Raw genomic sequence first — 18,641 nt, 5'->3', positions numbered from 1 at the left:
CAGTTATGTTTTCATTTGTGCCTTAGCCTTTAACACCGCCAACCGTCATGCCTTTAACAAAGTACTTTTGCAGGAACGGATAAACCAAAATGATTGGCACGCTGGCTACGATCGTCATCGTCGCGCGAATCGAGGTTGGTGTTACTGCCGTAATATTCCCTTGAGCACTTGCGAAAGCATCGGCTGCTGAGCCGCTGGAATTAGCTGCAGTGTTAGATGTCGATAATATTTTCATCAACTCATATTGTAGAGTACTTAGTTCAATTCGTGAAGAGTTATATAAGAATACGTCAAACCATGAGTTCCATTGCGAAACTGCAACGAACAGGGAAACCGTTGCAAGCGCTGGAACTGTAAGCGGCAGAACAATTCTCATAAAGGTCGTAAACTCGCCTGCTCCGTCAATTCTTGCCGATTCCATAATCCCTTCTGGCAAGCCCTCGATAAAGGAGCGAATGACGATCATATTAAATACGCCGATAATGCCAGGGATAATATATACCCAGAAGTTATTTAACAGCCCCAGCTCTTTCGTTAGCAAGTAGTTTGGAATCAAACCACCGTTGAAGTACATTGTAAATACGAATGCGATTGTTACAAATTTTTTCAACACATATTCCTGTCTGCTTACTGTATAGGCAAGCATCGCGGTACAAAACACCGATATGATCGTGCCTACTATGGTGCGCAGCGCTGAAATGAGCGTAGCATGGAATACAGATGATTCATTGAAAATATATTCATAGTTTGCCGTTGTCCAGACACGCGGCCAAATATAAATGCTGCCGCGAATCGAGTCATTCGCATCGTTGAACGACAGCGCGAACATGTTCAAAAACGGATACAGTGTCACAACCATTAAGCAAATCATAAAAATAATGTTGCACACATCAAATATTTTGTCCGGTACGGTTGAGTACAGCTTACGAGATGATTTGGCTCGACTCATGATGATAGCCTCCTTGCATGATGATTAGTACAGTCTGCTTTCGCCTAATCGTTTTGCTATATTATTAGCAGCCATTAGGAAGATGAAGCTGACAACGGTCTTAAACATACCAGCAGCGGTTGCCAAACCATAGTTGCCCATGTTCATCCCGTATTTTAAGACGAATATATCAAGGTTTTCGGAATAGTCCACGTTCATACCATTGCCTAACAGGTATTGCGGCTCAAATCCCGATTCCAGAATATGCCCTAGGTTCATGATCAACAAAATTACGATAACCGATTTCATACCTGGAAGCGTAATGTGCAGAATACGCTGGAAGCGGCTTGCTCCATCAATTTCAGCAGCTTCATACTGCGCCGGATCAATCGTTGTGATCGCAGCCAAGTAAATAATCGTATTCCACCCAACATTCTTCCATACCTCTGTCGCTCCGAGAATACTCCAGAAGTATTCACCCTTACCGAGCCACAGCACAGGTTGATCAATCAGATTTAGCTTCAATAGCAAAATATTAATGATGCCCTCTGGTGCTAGTGCTGTTTGCACAATATTGGCCGCTACGACCCATGAAATGAAGTGTGGCAAATAACTAATAGTTTGAACCGTTCTTTTGAATAAAATATTGCGAAGCTCATTGAGCAATATTGCGAGTACAATTGCTGTTACAAAGCCTAGTACGAGATTGATTGAGCTCATGACGAGCGTATTGCGGAGGACGCGGTAAAACGCTTCTTCCTGAAATAAAAACTTGAAGTTTGAAAGTCCTACCCATTCTTGATTAAACAAGTCTCTTGCTGGTCTAAACTTCTGGAATGCAATCGTCCAGCCATATAGCGGAACGTATTTGAATATAAGTACCCAGATTAAGAACGGCAGAGACATAAGCATAAGCATTTTTTGCTTAGATAGCTGCTTAAAAAATCTCGCGATGCGCGAGGAGCCAGTAGCTGTTGATGCTGCTACAACGGTTTGACTTGTATGTTTCCCCACCATGAATTACTCCCTTCCGGCAAAAAATGCGTGCTTCTCTCCAACGGTTAGAAGGGAAAAGCGAAGGCTCGCTTCGCTTTTCCTTGTTTGTTTATAGCTTCTTACCAGTTACCTGCTACACGATTTTTTACTTGTTCTGTAACGAATGCTTCATAACCAGCAACGTCCAGCTTATTGTATTCAGTGACGTATTCATTCCAAACTGATTCAAACTCAGATGGAGCCGCAAATACTAATTTCGGATAGTATTTTTGCTGCAGATCAGTAGCTTTTTGTTTGAAAATTTGCTCTGGAGAGCCTTGAGCGATATTAATACTCCAAGCAGGATACCAAGGACGCTCGTCTGGCTCAGCAAACATTTCAGAGAAGGTTTGAACGCCATATGCATCAAGAATTGCACGGTCGCCTTCTGTGTAGCCTGCATATGCAACCTCAGGCTGGTTGCCTACAGCGTAGGAGTTGCCATCCTCGAATACAGAGAAGTTGCCGTAACGCGGCCAGCTGTACTCAAAATACTGCCAACCGTAAGAACGCTTGAACTCGTTGTCATTGCGGTTTGCGATTTGCTCGTCGTTCATCACAAAGCGTCCATTTTCATCAACGGAGTACGTTACGCCTTCTTCACCCCATTGCACAAGCTTTTGGTTTTCTTCTGTCAACAGGTTATCAAAGTATTTAATAATGCGGACTGGATCGTCAGCACTTACAGAAATACCGATACCTCGGTTATTTACGAAGGAAGGTGGATCAATGTATTGGTCTTTCGTGTTTTCGTCAAATACAACTGGAAGCGCAACATAACGCAAATCATCGTTGCCAGCAGTTTTCAGGTTGTTCGTTGCATCGCCAACCTGCCATGCATAGTTGAAGTAGCCAAGCACGCGGCCGGAAGTAAGCTTAGCAAGGTATTGGTCCTTGTTCGCTGTAAATGTTTCCGGATCGAACAAGCCTTTGCTGTTCAATTCATTCAACGATGCCAGCCATTGTTTTTCATAGTCCGTTGCAGCATAAACTTTAGCCTCGTGTGATTCCATATCGACTAGAACGTCGCCGTCATTTGGATAACCAGCCAAGTGCATCGGCGTATTAGTAATCGTAAAGAAGTTGTCGGTTACACCCGCATAGGTGATGAAGCCGATTGTATCCTTGCCATCTACTGTTGGATATTTTGCTTGATATTGCTCGATTAGATCGAAGTATTGATCAAGCGTTTTAATTTCAGGGTAGCCGAACTCTTTCAGCACGCGGCGTTGAATCCAGAATGCGCCTTGAGAAACGCCTGGCTCGCTAATGTAGCCTTGGTTAGCAGAGAAAGGCAGAATATAAATATTGCCGTCATCGGCAGTAAACTTGTCCATATAATCGCCGTAAACACGCTTAATATTAGGGCCATGCTTTTCAATCAGGTCATTTAGCGGAATGAACGCTTCTGCATCCAGCAATTTGTCGATTTCACCCTCTGGCACGATCACATCAGGGTAATCTCCTCCTGCAATCATAACGCCGGATTTTGTTGCGACATCACCAACCGCGTATTCCATTTTCCAGTCTACACCCGTTTGCTCCTGGAGGATTTTACCGATTGTGGTTTCGCTTGCAACTACATCCTTGCCGCTGCTGAAGCTAAAATACGTATAAGTTACCGGCTCTGTGCTAACCTCGCCAGTATTGCCGGAATTGGCAGCGTTGTTGTTTGTTTTGCTGCTGCTGTTATTGTCATTGCTGCCGCAGCCTGTAATAAGCACCACAGATGCCATTACAGCCGCTAGACCCGTCTTTAACCATCTCTTGTTGGTCATTTCTTTTTCCCCTTTCCAACATCGTTTTTTGTAAGCACTTTCAGTATAAAAGATGCAATATGCAAGCGTTACCCATTAAACTTTAGTTCGTTCTTTGAAAAATATAGGTCTTGCAGCTTCATCAGGGCCAAGCTTTTTCAGCGCTCCAGAGCAATGCATCCTCAAGTCGCTTTTTAAATCGTAATACTCTTATTTGAATTTTTAAGGTGGCATTACGATGTTAAAGGCGACACACGTTCGTTTTTCAGCGCTCCGGAGCAATGCATCCTCAAGTCGCTTTTTAAATCGTAATACTCTTATTTGAATTTTTAAGGTGGCATTACGATGTTAAAGGCGACACACTTCGTTTTTCAGCGCTCCGGAGCAATGCATCCTCAAGTCGCTTTTTAAATCGTAATACTCTTATTTGAATTTTTAAGGTGGCATTACGATGTTAAAGGCGACACACTTCGTTTTTCGGTATGCATTGCTCCTCCGCTGTAGCTTTTTTTGAGTGCAGGACCAAGAAGAGGACGCTAGTAGAAACTAAGAAGCGCTAGCGTTCAAGATTCGCCGTCGAATAAGCTACAAAGCAACGCATCGTCATCAAAGTCCTGCTTTTAAACGTCCCCTTCCAATCGAGGTTTAAAAGCTGGGCTTTCAGGACCAAGAAGATAGCATGAAGCTAGGGAATGAGGAGCGCAGCGTAGAGCGTTGCTACGTGAGCACCGCAGTTTTCGCTAGCGTTCAAGATTCGCCGTCGAATAAGCTACAAAGCAACGCATCGTCATCAAAGTCCAGCTTTTAAACTTCCCCTTCCAATCGAGGTTTAAAAGCTGGGCTTTCAGGACCAAGAAGCTTGGACGCTAGTAGAAAACGAGGAGCGCAGCGTAGAGCGTTGCTACGTGAGCACCGCAGTTTTCGCTAGCGTTCAAGATTCGCCGTCGAATAATCTACAAAGCAACGCATCGTCATCAAAGTCCAGCTTTTAAACTTCCCCTTCCAATCGAGGTTTAAAAACTGGGCTTTCAGGACCAAGAAGATAGCATGAAGCTAGGGAATGAGGAGCGCAGCGTACGGGTTTGGTACGTGAGCACCGCAGGCTCCCGATGAATGCTATCTTCGCCGTCGAATAAGCTACAAAGCAACGCATCGTCATCAAAGTCCAGCTTTTAAACATCCTCTCTAATAGGGAGACGTAGAGTGATGCGAGTGCCTTGTCCTACCCCACTCTCTATCGCGTACGTAAACTCATCGCCGTAGCAAATTTTCAAGCGAGTGTATACGTTTTTCATGCCGACTGATTCGCCCATCGAATCATCCTCGATAAAGTATTGATGCAGCTCCTGCACCTTTTCCTCGCTCATGCCCATGCCGTTATCTGCGATCACGAATACGATTTGCTCGCCGCTGCGGGCAATTTGAATCGTAATAAAGCCGATTCCAGGGTTGTTCTCAATCCCGTGTATGCTTGCGTTCTCGACAAATGGCAGGAAGGTCATTTTCGGGATCAATGTTTCCTTTAATGCTTCCTCGACAGAAATTTGATATTGCAGCTTATTGGCAAAGCGATACTTTTGAATTTCAAGAAAGCTTTCGATCAGTTCAATTTCCTCGCGAATCGTCACGAAGCTGCGCTTCCAGGAAATGGACTTGCGAAAAATTTTCGCCATATTTTGAATCGTTTTGGCCGTTTCCGCTTCTCCTTTTATTAAGCTGCGCATCCGTATCGTTTCCAGCGCATTAAATAGAAAATGCGGATTAATTTGGCTGTGAAGCGCATGAAGCTGGGCTTGGCGCTGGCGGATTTCCAGTTCTTTTTTCTGAATATCTGCCACATACACATCGTCGATCAAATTTTTAATCCGCTCAATCATGCGGTTGAACTCTACGGCCAGCTCGCCGATCTCATCGCGCTCCAAATAATAGGGAACTGGCTCAAAGTTTTTCCCCTTTACCCGCTTCATATGCAGCAAAATGTTTTTGATGCGCGAATGAATCGAGCGTGACAGCAGCATGATGATAATGGTCGGCACTAAAAAGTTAATAAGCGCAAACCACAAAATGAATTGTCCCGACTGTCTCACTTCGGACAATATTTTCTGCTCATCCAAAACGCCATACAGCGACCATCCGCCTAAATAGCGACTATTTTGATAGGTCTCTCGTATCGTAATGACATCATGCGGCAGCTCGATCCCCTCTATCGTGATCGGCTGCTCGGACTGCTGAACCTCTGGCACATTACTGAAGCGAACAGTATGACCAGGATCAATGAAATAAATATCCCCATCAAATCGCGACAGGCTGAGCAATTGCTTCACATATTCCATATTGAGATCGATTTTGACAATATGCTCATAGTCCTGACCCTGGTTATCGGTTATTTTTTGAATAACACTCATTTCCGTTGCTGTAACGTACAGATTAGGATACGCATTGTTCAAATTTTTCACGTAGCGATACCAGTCTGTATCTTTTGCGGCTGCATCCAAATTAATGATGTTGCCGGAGGCAAGAATGGTAGGGTTATCGGTCAAAATTTTAGCGGAGCTAATCATCTTATATTCCTTGTCCGAGCGATTAAATATGTTTTTAATCGTATTCAGCGATTCAATATAACGATCATAGGTGCTGTATTCCATATTCAAATGATTGTTAAGCGAGCGATCGAACGCGTACAGATAAGCGATTCCCGCAGCGTCGTCAATGAGCACGCCAAGCTCATTTTTAAGCTGAATGACAGCTTGTCCGGCATCTGCTGATTTTTGTCTTTTAATGTTATTCGTTGTTACATTGTAAAAAAGGACGTTCGTCAGCACGATCGGAATGAACACACATACGATATAGATGACGATCAGCTTATTTCTAAGCTTCAAATGATTGTAATGAAATCGACGCACGGCTATCGACCACCTCGCTAATTTTTGCCCAGCATTTTATTGCGATAATCAGTAGGCGTCATCTTTTCCAGCTTTTCAAATTGCGTAACAAAATAGTCGGCATTTTGAAAGCCTACCTTATCAGCCACCTCGTACATCCGCATATCGGTTTGCCGCAGCAGCCGCTTTGCTTCCTCTACCCGCAGGCTTAGCAAATACTCGTTGAAATACAACCCGTACGTTTTGCGAAACAGCTGTCCCAGATAGACAGAGTTCATAAAAAATTTGGCTGCGATGCTTTTTAAGTTAATGTTTTCCGTGTAATGCGTATCGATGTATTTTTTTATTTTCTCAATGCTGCCCTTACCCTGCTCGCCGCGCTTGCGGGCGATATATGCTGCCGCCTCCTGCACAAACTGCATATAAATATGCTGCAGCTGCTGCAAATTGCGGTATTTTTGCTGCCAGTCAAGCAGCTCGCTAAGCAGCTCCAGCTCTTCTTCATTGCCGTCGAGCTTGCGGATGCTGTTGATAATGCCGATTAAGCTGCGCGTAATCGTATTAGCAACAGCGCTAGGCGCAAAGCGCTTGTGCTGAAACTGCTCGAAAATAAGCGCAACCGTCTCCTCGTACGCTTCACATCGATTTTCCTCAATCTGATCGATCAGCTTGCTGTGCAGCTCTTCATCGACGTCGAAATAATAGAGCGCTTGTCCTTGTATATCATCTGCGAAAATAATGCCGCTGCCACCGATTGTGAATTTATAGTTCAAGCTTTCCACCGCTGCTGTGTAAGAAAGCGTACTTTCTTTTAAATGGTTCACCTGAACGCCGACATATAGGGAAACAGAGGCATTGAGCCCTTCCTCCAGCATGCTGCGCAGCTCCATGTATGCTTCCTGCTCATTTTTAGCCTGGATGATGGAAGCAAGCGATTGTGGAATAAGCAGGCCGTACTGACTGTACCCGCGTACATTAATTGGCAAAGCAGGAAATTGATTGTTGAAGCGCTCGGCAATTAGTGTTTGAAGCTTAGGCAAATAGCTCGGTCCATCCACTTGCAAATCCTGCACCTCGATCAGCACGTATCGATAAGGAGAAGCAGCCGGAATATTTAGTACAGTGGCAATTTGCTCCACAGCTTCATCGCTGTGCTCGGTTTGCAGCAGCGTTTCGATAATGGACTCTGCTAACGGTTTTTCACCAGTGAAGGTCGTAATCCGATTTTTATCCAATGTGCTGGCCAGCTTCTTTAAGGTCGCTCGCAGCTCATCCTCATCAACCGGCTTTAAAATGTAATCGGAAACATTATAGCGCAGCGCTTGCTGCGCATAGGCAAAATCATGGTAGCCGCTAACGATGATGAATAAAGGCCGATGCGAACCTTCTTCCTTAACATGCTTAATTAACCCCAAGCCGTCCAGTATGGGCATCCGAATATCGACAATGACAAGATCAGGCTTGAGCTGCTCGATCATTGCGATCGCTTGCTGTCCATTTTCTGCCTCGCCGCAAATTTCATATTGCATGGACGACCAATCCATTAAACTGATTAGTCCTTTTCTGACAAAGATTTCATCGTCAACTAATAATACCTTGTACATCGTTCCGCCTCCTCGTGCTGGATTGCAACTACTTTACATTGTAGCGATACCTTGCTTTAGAAACAAATCAAAAGTTTTACAATTAGACAACAAAAAAACGAGCCATATAATTGGCTCGGGCTTTCCTAACTTTCTGAATTTCTGGCTATGAATCATATTAGTGCGCAAACTCTGGCTGCTCCGGGTACAAGCTGCGTAAAACCTCCAAATTGAGAAAATCCTTGATTGACCACTTAAAGCGTATATTGAAGCGCTCGCAAATTTCTTCCAATTGAGCTCTGCGCAGCTCTCCATCGCGTATGTACAGCTGCATCGCATAATAGATCATGCCGCTGCGTACAATGTTTTTCGTAACCAGCACTTTATTGAATTGAGCTAACTCAGGCAAGCTGCGCAGCATTTCAACTCGGTTGTAAATCGTATAGTGGGTCGTATGCGTTAATCTGCCGCGATGCTTTGTATTGGAATGCTTAATAATAAAACCGGACTCCACCAAATCCGCACTGTCGGAAATCGTGTTCTCGCTGCATTGTCCATTGCGCTTAATGTATACGCGCTGTTCATTGGCTGCGTGTGCCAGCGCACACAACTGAGCATCGAAGGCGATAATGTGCCGCTTGCGTTCATTATGCTCATTCGCAATCGCAATGCTGTTAGTTGGACTATGTACATCCTCTATTCTTAATGAGACAAGCTCATTTAGCTTATCTCCTTGTATGCCATTCCACAATGCCTCAATAATGAATTTGTCCTGCGCATTGACCAGCTTGTCCAGTATAAACTGCTTTTCCTCGTAGGACATATAATTTTTTACCGGGATAACGAGATCGTAAATATAATCGGTATTGCGCTTCTTCCACGGATTTTCCGAATGGGACGACAATCCCTCCTGCATGGCCCAATCAATGTACGATGAAATTGTTGAGTAAATAGAGCGCGAGCTTTCTCGAGTTTTCGGCTTTAACACATCTATTACAAAACATTTTAGCTGATCTTCAGTAAAATCATAGAGATCCTGCTGATTCCTTCGTTCTAACGAGGCTGATTTTTTGAAAATGCGTCCGTACACTTCCTTCGTATCGTAATTGCGATAGCGTGAAAGATATTGGGTCTTAATGGGTTCATTATACAAGAAGACGTCCGAACCTTGATGCTGCATCAGATGACTCCCTTTCTTAAGGATAAGGTTAATAATTAACGAAGAAATTCAAGTCGAATTTATTGTATTGTAAACCATATAATGACATCATTACAACCATATTTTTCTATAATAATTATGTTATTGCGGCGCGATAATTGATTAAATTATCATAACTAATGATTAGTTGCTAATTAAAATATTATATTATTCTTTAATATGGAAGCTTTTCTTCATGCCGCTGTCATTTAATATTCATTCACTCAGCTCGCTGCTGCTTTATCGCTGCAATATTACAGCGTTTCTTTCACACGATGTCAGATAAATGAATTTAATTGAACATATTTCTGCATAAAAATGCTGCAGCCGCTATTTACAAATTAATAAAAAAGGATGTCAGAAAGCCAGTACATACTGACAATCTGGCATCCTCTATTTTTGCAAGTCGCCGTTCATCCTACGATGCAGAGATGTTCTTCTGTCGCTTCTCAATCAACTTGTTAAGCTCGGTAACAAGCTGATCCAGCTGTTCAAATTGACGGCTCATCTCCATCATCTGCCCATATTGCTGCTCCATATTGGCATTAACCTCTTCGACAGCGCCCATCGTTTGCTGTGTCGTTGCTGTAATTTCGTTCATTCGCTGCGCCAGCATCGTCGATTGCTCCATCAGGCTGTTCGTAGAGGCATTGGCCTTCAACGTCTGTTCGGATGCACGCTTTGTGTTGGACTCCGACAGGATCATCGCCTCGCCAGTCATCTGCAGCGCCGCATTACTGCGTGCAACCGACTGATTGCCTTGCTCGACATACTGATAGGCTGCTGCGATGCTATGATGAATGGAATTAAGCAGCTCGCTAATTTGCTCAACTGAGCTGCGCGTATGCTCCGCAAGCTTGCTTACCTCTCCTGATACAACTGCAAAGCCGCGGCCATGCTCCCCTGCACGAGCGGCCTCTATTGCGGCATTCAAAGCCAGTAAATGAATTTGCGAGGCAATATCGTTAATGGTCGTTGCAATCTCGCTGACATGCTCATTATTTTGCTTTAAACGCTCCATTTCCTGCAGTGCTTGATGCGTAGACTGCTGAAGCTGCTGCATTTCCTCGCTCATATTTTGCAGCTGCTCGACATTGCGCTCGCTAAGCTCGGCGTTATCTAATGCGATCGTTTCCAGCGTCTGTACGCTTTCCGACATATCCTTCACGCTGCTGCTCATCGTTTGCGTAGAATCATTAATCGCAACAATATGATTGGTCTGCTGCTCGAATGCTACAGCCATTTCATTAAAGGTCGAGGTCACTTCATGAGAAATGCCCGTTGCCGCATGCACCTGCTCCTTTTGCTTGGAGCTGAACTCATTGAGCACCAGTATCGACTGCTGCAGCTTGTCGATCATTTCGTCCGACAGCTGCTTGGCCGCAACTGCCTCCTGCTGCTTTGCTTGAATATCTCGCTGCAGGCGCCCTGCATAGTAAGCAGAAACGCTTAAAGCAACTGTTGCAAACAGCAGGTAGAGATAAAGATACGTAATGGAATCGTACGGGAAAATACGTTGCTGGATCGTTTCATCCATGTACAGATACGTAGTCATCGCTGCACCAAGTACGCCTGTCAGTACAATCGGACGATAATCGGAATATAACGCTACAATCGCAATATTTACATAGACCAAAAAGTATGTACTCGTAACCGGCTCAGGATCAGATACCATCAGTACCGTTGCGATACTCGTCAAGCCAAATGGCACTACATATTTTACGTAAGGGCTTAGCTTGGCAATGAACGTCATTAGCGTTGCCGCACCTGTAAATAAGCCTCCTACAACAATTAGTATCAAAATTAAATGCCAAGGAAGACCTATTCCAATATCTATAACGACTCCCAAGGCTAGCAAACCCCAAATGATCCACATCAGCAATCGATTGCGTTTATCCAGCTCGGTTAATGCTTTTTTCATTGATGTTCCGCCTTTTTGTTTATTTTGTGCTCGCCGCTGTAGCAAATTTTTTATACCAGGTGAATTGCTCAGGATGTTCGTTAATATAGCCGACATCCATCACTGCTGGAACGACGTAATCTCCTTTATAAAACGTTTTTTCTCCTAGCTTCTGCATCGGCACCTTGTATAAAATGCGCAGGGCTCTCATAAATACAGGCTCAAGCAAGGAAACCATACAAGTGAGGTTGAACTTTGCCGCGCTTGCGCATATCGAGGAAAGCACGTCATCCGTATAGGTGCCCTTGCCGCGATAAGAGCTTAGCAGCGCTATTTTATCACTTTCTCCAACCTTGCCCTGCGCCTGCAGCACCCATGGATGCAAAGCAAAGGGCGCCACCTCGTTAATGCTGCTGCGGCTGTCCTCGTAATATGGCTTTAGCTCAGAGGTTCCAACAGCCTCTCCTTTCTCAGTAAAAATAATGTTTCTCTCCAATGCATTCTCACTAAACTCCAGCTCATATCCATGCTCGCGCCACACTGTTGTCCAAATCCCATTAAATAGAGCCAATTCCACTTCATTTTCAACTGATTTGTACATATAAGCTGTGTTCACACTCCTACCAATCACCTAATTAAATGGTAATTTTTATTATAATTATGTATGATTTGACCCATTTAATAAAAGAGACTGATGTCCTATTTTCATAATTATTTTCATAAACTAAGAACATTTTACTAGTTGACGTGTTAATATACTGTAAAAAACAATTGAAAATTAAATAAAATGACCTATAAATCACCGGCATTGCATTATTATCACTTGAGTAGTAAAATGATAAAAACGAACTCGTTAAACGACGCTTGCTGCCGCAGGTGGAATTGGGGTGATTTTATGAAAAACAATACACTCGGCTCCTTAACCTGGACTCGCTTGATGCGCTTTAGCAACCTAAGCAATCAGCTGTCCAACGAGTTTTTGAAGCGCTTCGAGCTTACTACTGCTCAATTTGATGTGCTGGCGCAAATTTATTATTATCAGCCGCTTACCCAGTCTGAGCTGGCAGAAAAAATATTAGTGACGCAAGGCGGTATTTCGCGCATGCTCGCTCGTCTCGAGCAGGATGGTTACATCGTTCGCAAGCAGGAATGGAAAACGAAAACGATTATGCTCAGTGAAAAAGGCCGCATTGCGATCGAACGAGCCTTGCCCGCTCAAACCGCATTTCAATCGTCTCTGTTTGACAATGCTCTTAGTAGGGAGGAGTTAAAAGAGTTATACCGTCTACTCACCAAGCTTCATAGAGGTAGTTCAAAAATCCGACTTTGATGACGATGCACCGCTTCGCAGCGGATTCGACGGCGAATATGTCACGCTACCGACGGCTCCGGTGCTCACGTAGCTTGTGCCTACGCTGCGCTCCTCGCCTTCTAGTATCGTGCCATCTTCTTGGTCCTGAAAGCCGAATTTTTGAACCTTTATTGGAAGGGGTAGTTTAAAAGCTGGACTTTGATGACGATGCGATTTCTCTGTAGCATAGTCGGCAGCGAAGCTTGAACGCTAGCGAAAACTGCGGTGCTCACGTAGCTCTGCTCTACGCTGCGCTCCTCGCCTTTTAGTACCTCTTCTTGGTCCTGAAAGCCCTGCTTTTAAACCTTTATTGGAAGGGGTAGTTCAAAAGCTGGACTTTGATGACGATGCCTAGCTCTGGAGCGTATTCGACGGCGGTGCGATTGCTTTGTAGGTTACGCCTTTTTTTAGGTTGTCACTTGACTAGTTAATTGATGTTGATTGATGTTTATTATGAGATAGAGAGGATGAGGTTTATGCCACAGCTTTTGGGTCATCATCATACTTCGATGTTTACTAAGAATGCGAAGCAAAATAAGCAATTTTATACTGAGGTGCTGGGATTGAGGCTAGTGAAGAAAACTGTTAATCAGGACAGCCCTGATATGTACCATTTATTTTATGGTGATGAGGTGGGCAACCCTGGAACAGAGCTTACGTTTTTTGAAATCCAGAATGCCGGCCATACTGTCAAAGGGACTAATTCTATTCACTTGATCAGTCTGCTGGTGCCGAGCAAGAATAGCCTCACCTATTGGGAGCAGCGTTTGACCGCTCATAACATTGAGCATAGCGGGTTAAGCCGCTATGGCGCTTACGATGCTTTATATTTTGAAGATCCGGACCAGCTTTCGCTCGTGCTGCTGAGCAATGAAGGACTTAACGTGCCGCAGCGCTGGCAGCCATGGGGAGACGCTCCAGTCCCTCAGGAGCATGCGATTTTAGGGATGGGGCCAATCGGAATTAAGGTTAGACAGATGGAAGCTACGGTAAAGCTGCTAACGGACACATTTGGCTATACCATTAAACAACAAAGTGCGCAGGAGACGACGCTGCAGGCTGTTGCAGGCGAACATTGGGGAGAAATTGTAGTAAGCGAGGAGCATGGCTCGCGGCAACGGGCTGGCAGAGGCAGCGTGCATCATTTAGCGCTAACTGTCGCTGACAAGAAGGAGCTGGAGCATTGGAATGATGTGCTGCAGCAGCAAGGCTATAAAACGACAGGCATCATTGAACGTTTTTACTTTACGAGCCTATACTTTCATGATCGCAATGGCATTCTGTTTGAGCTGGCAACAGACGGACCGGGCTTTACGATTGACGCTGAGCCTGCCGAGCTGGGGCAAAGACTCGATCTGCCGCCATTTTTAGAGGTTAATCGAGCCGCGATTGAACACAGGCTTCAGCCGCTTGATTGAAGCTTGATTAACAATTGAAGCACATTACAGCGAGGAGGAAGCACCATGACAGACAAAGAAACTGAGGTTGAAGCTGGTCGCAGCATCGTTGATATGAGCAAAGGCATGCAGTTTGGCTTGTATTCGCTTGGCGACCATATGGTACATTCCATGCTCGGCGCTCCAATTTCCGCTGAGCAGCGGATCGGGCAACTAATTGAAGCGAGCAAGCTGGCTGAAGATGCGGGGCTGGACGTTTTTGCCATCGGAGAAAGCCATCAGCTCTACTTTACATCGCAGGCGCATACTGTTATTCTCGGGGCTATTGCCCAAGCTACTTCAAAAATCAAGCTCTCAAGCTCGGCAACCGTGCTTGGCGTTCATGATCCAGTAAGAATTTACGAGGATTTCGCCACCCTGGACTTAATTTCGCACGGGCGAGCAGAAATTGTTGCTGGACGCGGCTCACGGATCGGGGCACATGAGCTGTTTGGCTATGATTTGGAGCAATACGAGGAGCTATTCGAGGAAAAGCTGGAGCTGCTGCTGAAAATCAATGAGGCAAGCGGTCCGATCAGCTGGGCTGGCCAATTCCGCGCCCCGATGCGCCGCGCACAAATATTGCCTCAGCCGAAGCATGGACGACTGCCAATTTGGCGGGCGGTAGGCGGTCCCCCAGCCAGCGCAATTAAAGCAGGCAGTGCAGGTGTGCCGATGATGCTGACCACGCTTGGCGGCCCTGCTATCCGCTTTAAGGAAGCGGTTGATGAGTACCGCAAAGCAGCAGCCGAGCATGGTCATCAGCCCGAGCAGCTGCCGCTTGCTACAGCAAGCTTGTTTTACACGGCTGAAACAACGGAAGCAGCGGTACGGGAATACTATCCATATCTAAATGCAGGCTTTACAGCAATTCGCCGCTCGGGCTATCCGAAGCAGCAATTCGATGAAGCAGTCGATCCGCATGATGCGCTTATGATCGGCAGCCCGCAATTAATTATAGAAAAGCTGCTGTACCAGTATGAGCTGTACGGACAGCAGCGATTTATGGCCCAAATCGATTTTGGCGGCGTTCCCTTCGAAAAAGTAATGAAAAACATCGAGCTTATCGGGCGCGATATTGTACCCGCACTTAAAAAGTATACGAAGCAAGCGTGAGTCGATTGTGCTTGTCCAGAACATCGGTTCATGCTTGAGGCTATATAGCAATATGGAGCAAAGCAATCCCTATAGTCACATTCGTTTTAGGGTAGCTTTGCTCCTTCGCTATTGCACGCGTATCTCCCCAACAGCGTTTTCATATTTGACTGTTTCAGGATCAATGTATTGATTGATTCGCTTTATTTTATTTTCATCCATATCTCTGACGTAAACAACTACTTTATTTTTTTCATCATCAAGTGATAGTTGTACAATATCTAGTTCAAGCATCCTGCCTTCAAGTTTCGAGATGGTTTCCTCCAATTTTTTAATTGAGTGTTGAACCTGATGATATTGGATCCCATCCTGTTGAATGAGCGCTTGAATTGTATCGACATTGCCAGTTAAATTTATATTTAATTCCCCATTACTATCAATAAACACTCCGCCGTAACTATCTTCCAAATTATGCATCTTGAGCTTAGCTTCAACAATAGCATATTGTTGCAAAGCATCTGCTTGTAGTTGTTCAATTGAACTCATTTTAGGAATTTCAAGCTTACTTTCAGCTGATGAATTTACAGTTAAAGCAAGCGGAGCTATTAATGCGGCAGCTAAAAGTGATACATATAAGCGTCTCATTCAACATCTCTCCTCTTAAACAGCCTGTCCGGTAAAGCCAGCCTGTTAATACTGTACTCTAGCTTGACCTAACGGCCGCCAAGCTCAAGCTGAATCAGCTGCTTCGGATAGCTCGTCAGCACCTTGGCGCTGCCATCGGCTGCTATATATACATCATCCTCAATCCGTACACCGCCCAGCGTTGGATGGTAAATGCCCGGCTCTATCGTATAAAGCACGCCCGGCTGGAGCAGCGCCGTATTGCCTGCGGCTACGGATGGCGGTTCATGCACCTCCATGCCGAAGCCATGACCGAGACGATGCGTAAACCATTGACCGTATCCAGCCTCGGCAATGATGTCTCGTGCGATCCGGTCCAGCTCAGCAAAGCTTATACCAGCCTTGCTGGCTGCAATTGCTGCCTGATTGGCGGCCAGCACGGTATCATATAGCCGACGCTGCTCCTGCGTCGCCTCGCCGATGACAAAGGTACGCGTAATATCCGAGCAATAGCCATTCGCCTGCACACCGATATCGATTAGCAGGAAATGTCCCTGCTGCAGCTTTGCTGCTCCCGGTCTGCCATGCGGCAATGCCGATCTTGCACCGGTTAGCACAATCGTCTCAAAGGCAGGGCGGTCCGCGCCCAGCTTTCTCATCTGATATTCGATTTCAGCAGCCAGCTCCAGCTCCGTCATACCGACGGCAGCTACAGCCGCCGCATGTGCTACGACCTGCTCCACAATTTGCACAGCATGCTGCACCTTGGCGATTTCATGCTCGCTCTTGAACATCCTTAGCGCTACAATCCCATCCACTATATCAACAGCCTGCGGCTGCTGCAGCGCTTCGAGCAAGCGCTCATAACGCGCAGCGCTAATCGCGTTTTTCTCTAGCCCCAGGCGCTGCGGGCGCTGAACTGCTGCTTTCAGCACCTGAAGCGGATCCTCACCGTCCGCGATTGCAACAATCGCTTCTGTCTTTGCCGCCCCTGCCGCAGCTTGCTCATCAAGCCGCGGCACGAACAATATTTCCCGCTGCGAATTGGCCTCCATATAAAAGGCTAAGAAGCGTTCATGCGGCTCGCTGTAAAAATCAGTGAAGTAATAGATGCTTGCAGGCGAAGTAAGCAGTGCTGCTTCGATTTGATGCTGCATCATATACTGCTTCAGCTTCGTTTTGCGATCTTGCCATAGCATATCCACCAACATCCCTCCATTTCATGTCAGAACGGCTGCCCACAGCAGGCTACTTTATATAGACGTCGCTGACCAGCACATCCGCCAGCACCTGTGAAGGTATTGTAAACTCAACGATTCCCATATAGCCGGGCGCAACCTCATATTCATTAAATACGATGACCAGCTGCTGCTGAACATTAATGTAAAAGCTTTGATCCGCAGCGATTTGCTGGAACGCATCAGACATTACCTCTTCGCCCTTTTGCTCTACCCAGTAAACGAGCGAGTCATCCTGCTCCATCTGCGAAATCATCTGCTGCTTAATATTATCGCTTATTATCGCAATATAATCATCATTTTTAAATAAGCTTGGCAACGTAATCAGCCATTCATTCTGCTTGTCAATCGTGTCGAATTGATAGCTTTCTGCAGCGGAGCCAGCCGTTTCCACAACATAACGGGCAAGCGATAAAATTTGCTCATTATTCGTTTTAATTTCATAGCCGCTCTCAAGGCTGAAATGTCCACCTTCCACATCCTGCAGCCTTGTTTCAGCAACAAACTGCTCGTACAATGCCTTGCTCTCTTCGATATATTTGCTGTTAAGCGAGGCTTGCAGCTCCTTGTTATTCATATTTTCCAGCGATGGAACCTCGATATTGGCCGAGTAACCTCCCTCTTCCAGCTTATATGAAGTAAAGGTTACGACATTGACGACCTGGCCGAGCACCGGAATTTGCTCCATAGCTCTTGCCAAAGCCGGACTAGCGTTCACACTGCCAACGAATAGCAGCACAGCGGCAGCAGCTCCGATCGCCGACCTTCTTACAACAGATCTGCCTTTATTCTGTTTCAAGGCTTGTCTGACGACAAAATCCAGCTCGTCAGGTACAGGAATATGATGATACTCTTTCTTCAATTCTTCCAGCTTTTTGTCCATTAAAAATGACCTCCCATATAAGTTGCTTCCTTCATCAGCTCGCGCAATAAATTGAGCGCGCGATACAATCTCGTTTTTGCTGTGTTTTCACTAATATCGAGCACCTCGGCTACTTCCCGCAGCGTTAAATCCTCGAAATACTTGAGTACAATTACAATTCGATATTTGGGAGACAGCTGCTGCAGCACCTGCTCCAGGTCGACATTTTTATAGCTGTCATTACTGCTTGGCGCCATACCCTCCAGCGTTGCTTGATCAATTAACACTTCCCGCTTTTGCTTGCGCAGCTTGTCTATCGCTGTATTAATCAAAATTCGGATATACCAGTTTCGCAAATTCGCTTCCTTCTCAAGCCGATGCACTCCGCGCAGCGCCTTATGAATAGAATCCTGGACAACATCAAGCGCATCCTGCTGATTTTTCACATAGCTATATGCCAAGCGGTAAAAATGCTCCTTATCCTGCACGATTAATTGAGCCAATGCTTCCTCCCGCTCCTTGCGCTTCAATTCAAGACACCCCCTAACCCTTTGCAGTTCACTTCTCGATGCACTGTCTCTTATTGAAATGCACATTTTGAAGCGTTGGCCGACCTCGATCAGCCTTATGTATATACAACGTTCGGCAGCCGCAAAATAGTTTTACAGCAGCTCTGGAGAAAGGGATTATCCAAAAAGTCCATTTTAAATAAAAAGCAAACTCCGAGAAGGCTGTATGAATAGCGTTCTCAA

Annotated in this window: 15 protein-coding genes; 3 read left to right on the top strand and 12 right to left on the bottom strand. The window is 45.4% G+C overall.

Annotated features, from left to right (window positions below; genetic code table 11):
- Window positions 1-22 precede the first annotated feature (22 nt).
- From KJS52_RS20690 to KJS52_RS20655, 8 genes are all read right to left on the bottom strand, one after another.
- The gene (locus tag KJS52_RS20690) at window positions 23-949 is read right to left on the bottom strand and encodes a carbohydrate ABC transporter permease (protein WP_213519081.1); all 927 of its coding nucleotides are present in this window, start codon (window positions 947-949) and stop codon (window positions 23-25) included.
- Between the two features lie 24 nt (window positions 950-973).
- Window positions 974-1,945: an ABC transporter permease gene (locus KJS52_RS20685; protein WP_213519079.1), complete on the bottom strand. Its 972-nt coding sequence runs from the start codon at window positions 1,943-1,945 to the stop codon at window positions 974-976.
- A gap of 98 nt (window positions 1,946-2,043) precedes the next feature.
- On the bottom strand, window positions 2,044-3,741 hold the full coding sequence (locus KJS52_RS20680) for an ABC transporter substrate-binding protein (RefSeq protein ID WP_213519077.1): 1,698 nt from the start codon (window positions 3,739-3,741) through the stop codon (window positions 2,044-2,046).
- A gap of 1,151 nt (window positions 3,742-4,892) precedes the next feature.
- Window positions 4,893-6,623, bottom strand: a complete 1,731-nt coding sequence (locus KJS52_RS20675; protein WP_213519075.1) for a sensor histidine kinase — start codon at window positions 6,621-6,623, stop codon at window positions 4,893-4,895.
- A gap of 17 nt (window positions 6,624-6,640) precedes the next feature.
- A complete protein-coding gene (locus KJS52_RS20670) occupies window positions 6,641-8,206 on the bottom strand; it encodes a response regulator (protein WP_213519073.1) in 1,566 nt (521 codons plus the stop codon).
- A gap of 157 nt (window positions 8,207-8,363) precedes the next feature.
- Window positions 8,364-9,365 carry a phage lytic cycle repressor MrpR family protein gene (locus tag KJS52_RS20665; RefSeq protein ID WP_213519071.1) on the bottom strand — a complete coding sequence of 334 codons (1,002 nt, stop codon included), beginning with the start codon at window positions 9,363-9,365 and terminating at the stop codon, window positions 8,364-8,366.
- A 436-nt stretch (window positions 9,366-9,801) separates the two neighbouring features.
- Window positions 9,802-11,304: a methyl-accepting chemotaxis protein gene (locus KJS52_RS20660; protein WP_213519069.1), complete on the bottom strand. Its 1,503-nt coding sequence runs from the start codon at window positions 11,302-11,304 to the stop codon at window positions 9,802-9,804.
- A gap of 19 nt (window positions 11,305-11,323) precedes the next feature.
- Window positions 11,324-11,884 (bottom strand): hypothetical protein, encoded by a 561-nt coding sequence (locus tag KJS52_RS20655; RefSeq protein WP_213519067.1) that lies wholly within the window; start codon window positions 11,882-11,884, stop codon window positions 11,324-11,326.
- Between the two features lie 294 nt (window positions 11,885-12,178).
- Here KJS52_RS20655 and KJS52_RS20650 point away from each other — a divergent pair, with 294 nt between their 5' ends.
- The 3 genes from KJS52_RS20650 (at window position 12,179) to KJS52_RS20640 (ending at window position 15,186) form a co-directional block, all read left to right on the top strand.
- Window positions 12,179-12,613, top strand: coding sequence for a MarR family winged helix-turn-helix transcriptional regulator (locus KJS52_RS20650; RefSeq protein ID WP_213519065.1), 435 nt, complete (start codon window positions 12,179-12,181; stop codon window positions 12,611-12,613).
- Window positions 12,614-13,110: 497 nt separating this feature from the next.
- Window positions 13,111-14,052: a VOC family protein gene (locus tag KJS52_RS20645; protein WP_213519063.1), complete on the top strand. Its 942-nt coding sequence runs from the start codon at window positions 13,111-13,113 to the stop codon at window positions 14,050-14,052.
- 45 nt (window positions 14,053-14,097) lie between these two features.
- The gene (locus tag KJS52_RS20640; RefSeq protein WP_213519061.1) at window positions 14,098-15,186 is read left to right on the top strand and encodes an LLM class flavin-dependent oxidoreductase; all 1,089 of its coding nucleotides are present in this window, start codon (window positions 14,098-14,100) and stop codon (window positions 15,184-15,186) included.
- Between the two features lie 108 nt (window positions 15,187-15,294).
- Here the strand turns inward: KJS52_RS20640 and KJS52_RS20635 are convergent, their stop codons facing one another.
- From KJS52_RS20635 to sigV, 4 genes are all read right to left on the bottom strand, one after another.
- Window positions 15,295-15,810 (bottom strand): hypothetical protein, encoded by a 516-nt coding sequence (locus tag KJS52_RS20635; RefSeq protein ID WP_213519059.1) that lies wholly within the window; start codon window positions 15,808-15,810, stop codon window positions 15,295-15,297.
- Between the two features lie 68 nt (window positions 15,811-15,878).
- Window positions 15,879-16,988 carry a M24 family metallopeptidase gene (locus tag KJS52_RS20630; RefSeq protein WP_246563851.1) on the bottom strand — a complete coding sequence of 370 codons (1,110 nt, stop codon included), beginning with the start codon at window positions 16,986-16,988 and terminating at the stop codon, window positions 15,879-15,881.
- A 49-nt stretch (window positions 16,989-17,037) separates the two neighbouring features.
- Window positions 17,038-17,910, bottom strand: a complete 873-nt coding sequence (gene rsiV / locus KJS52_RS20625) for an anti-sigma-V factor RsiV (RefSeq protein ID WP_213519055.1) — start codon at window positions 17,908-17,910, stop codon at window positions 17,038-17,040.
- A complete protein-coding gene (sigV, locus tag KJS52_RS20620) occupies window positions 17,910-18,419 on the bottom strand; it encodes an RNA polymerase sigma factor SigV (protein ID WP_246563823.1) in 510 nt (169 codons plus the stop codon). The genes rsiV and sigV overlap by 1 nt, the downstream gene beginning before the upstream one ends.
- Window positions 18,420-18,641 lie beyond the last annotated feature (222 nt).

This window comes from Paenibacillus montaniterrae (genome assembly GCF_018403185.1).
GTDB classification, from domain to species: Bacteria; Bacillota; Bacilli; order Paenibacillales; family Paenibacillaceae; genus Pristimantibacillus; species Pristimantibacillus montaniterrae.
This window is presented reverse-complemented; position numbering and strand designations above follow the sequence as displayed.

What these genes read in the sequence shown, in the direction of transcription:
- KJS52_RS20650 (WP_213519065.1), top strand. Translation starts at nt 12,179, where the DNA reads ATGAAAAACAATACACTCGGCTCCTTAACCTGGACTCGCTTGATGCGC.
- KJS52_RS20640 (WP_213519061.1), top strand. Translation starts at nt 14,098, where the DNA reads ATGACAGACAAAGAAACTGAGGTTGAAGCTGGTCGCAGCATCGTTGAT.
- KJS52_RS20690 (WP_213519081.1), bottom strand. Translation starts at nt 949, where the DNA reads ATGAGTCGAGCCAAATCATCTCGTAAGCTGTACTCAACCGTACCGGAC.
- KJS52_RS20665 (WP_213519071.1), bottom strand. Translation starts at nt 9,365, where the DNA reads ATGCAGCATCAAGGTTCGGACGTCTTCTTGTATAATGAACCCATTAAG.
- KJS52_RS20680 (WP_213519077.1), bottom strand. Translation starts at nt 3,741, where the DNA reads ATGACCAACAAGAGATGGTTAAAGACGGGTCTAGCGGCTGTAATGGCA.
- KJS52_RS20685 (WP_213519079.1), bottom strand. Translation starts at nt 1,945, where the DNA reads ATGGTGGGGAAACATACAAGTCAAACCGTTGTAGCAGCATCAACAGCT.
- KJS52_RS20655 (WP_213519067.1), bottom strand. Translation starts at nt 11,884, where the DNA reads ATGTACAAATCAGTTGAAAATGAAGTGGAATTGGCTCTATTTAATGGG.
- KJS52_RS20635 (WP_213519059.1), bottom strand. Translation starts at nt 15,810, where the DNA reads ATGAGACGCTTATATGTATCACTTTTAGCTGCCGCATTAATAGCTCCG.
- KJS52_RS20630 (WP_246563851.1), bottom strand. Translation starts at nt 16,988, where the DNA reads ATGCTATGGCAAGATCGCAAAACGAAGCTGAAGCAGTATATGATGCAG.
- KJS52_RS20660 (WP_213519069.1), bottom strand. Translation starts at nt 11,304, where the DNA reads ATGAAAAAAGCATTAACCGAGCTGGATAAACGCAATCGATTGCTGATG.
- KJS52_RS20670 (WP_213519073.1), bottom strand. Translation starts at nt 8,206, where the DNA reads ATGTACAAGGTATTATTAGTTGACGATGAAATCTTTGTCAGAAAAGGA.
- KJS52_RS20645 (WP_213519063.1), top strand. Translation starts at nt 13,111, where the DNA reads ATGCCACAGCTTTTGGGTCATCATCATACTTCGATGTTTACTAAGAAT.
- rsiV (WP_213519055.1), bottom strand. Translation starts at nt 17,910, where the DNA reads ATGGACAAAAAGCTGGAAGAATTGAAGAAAGAGTATCATCATATTCCT.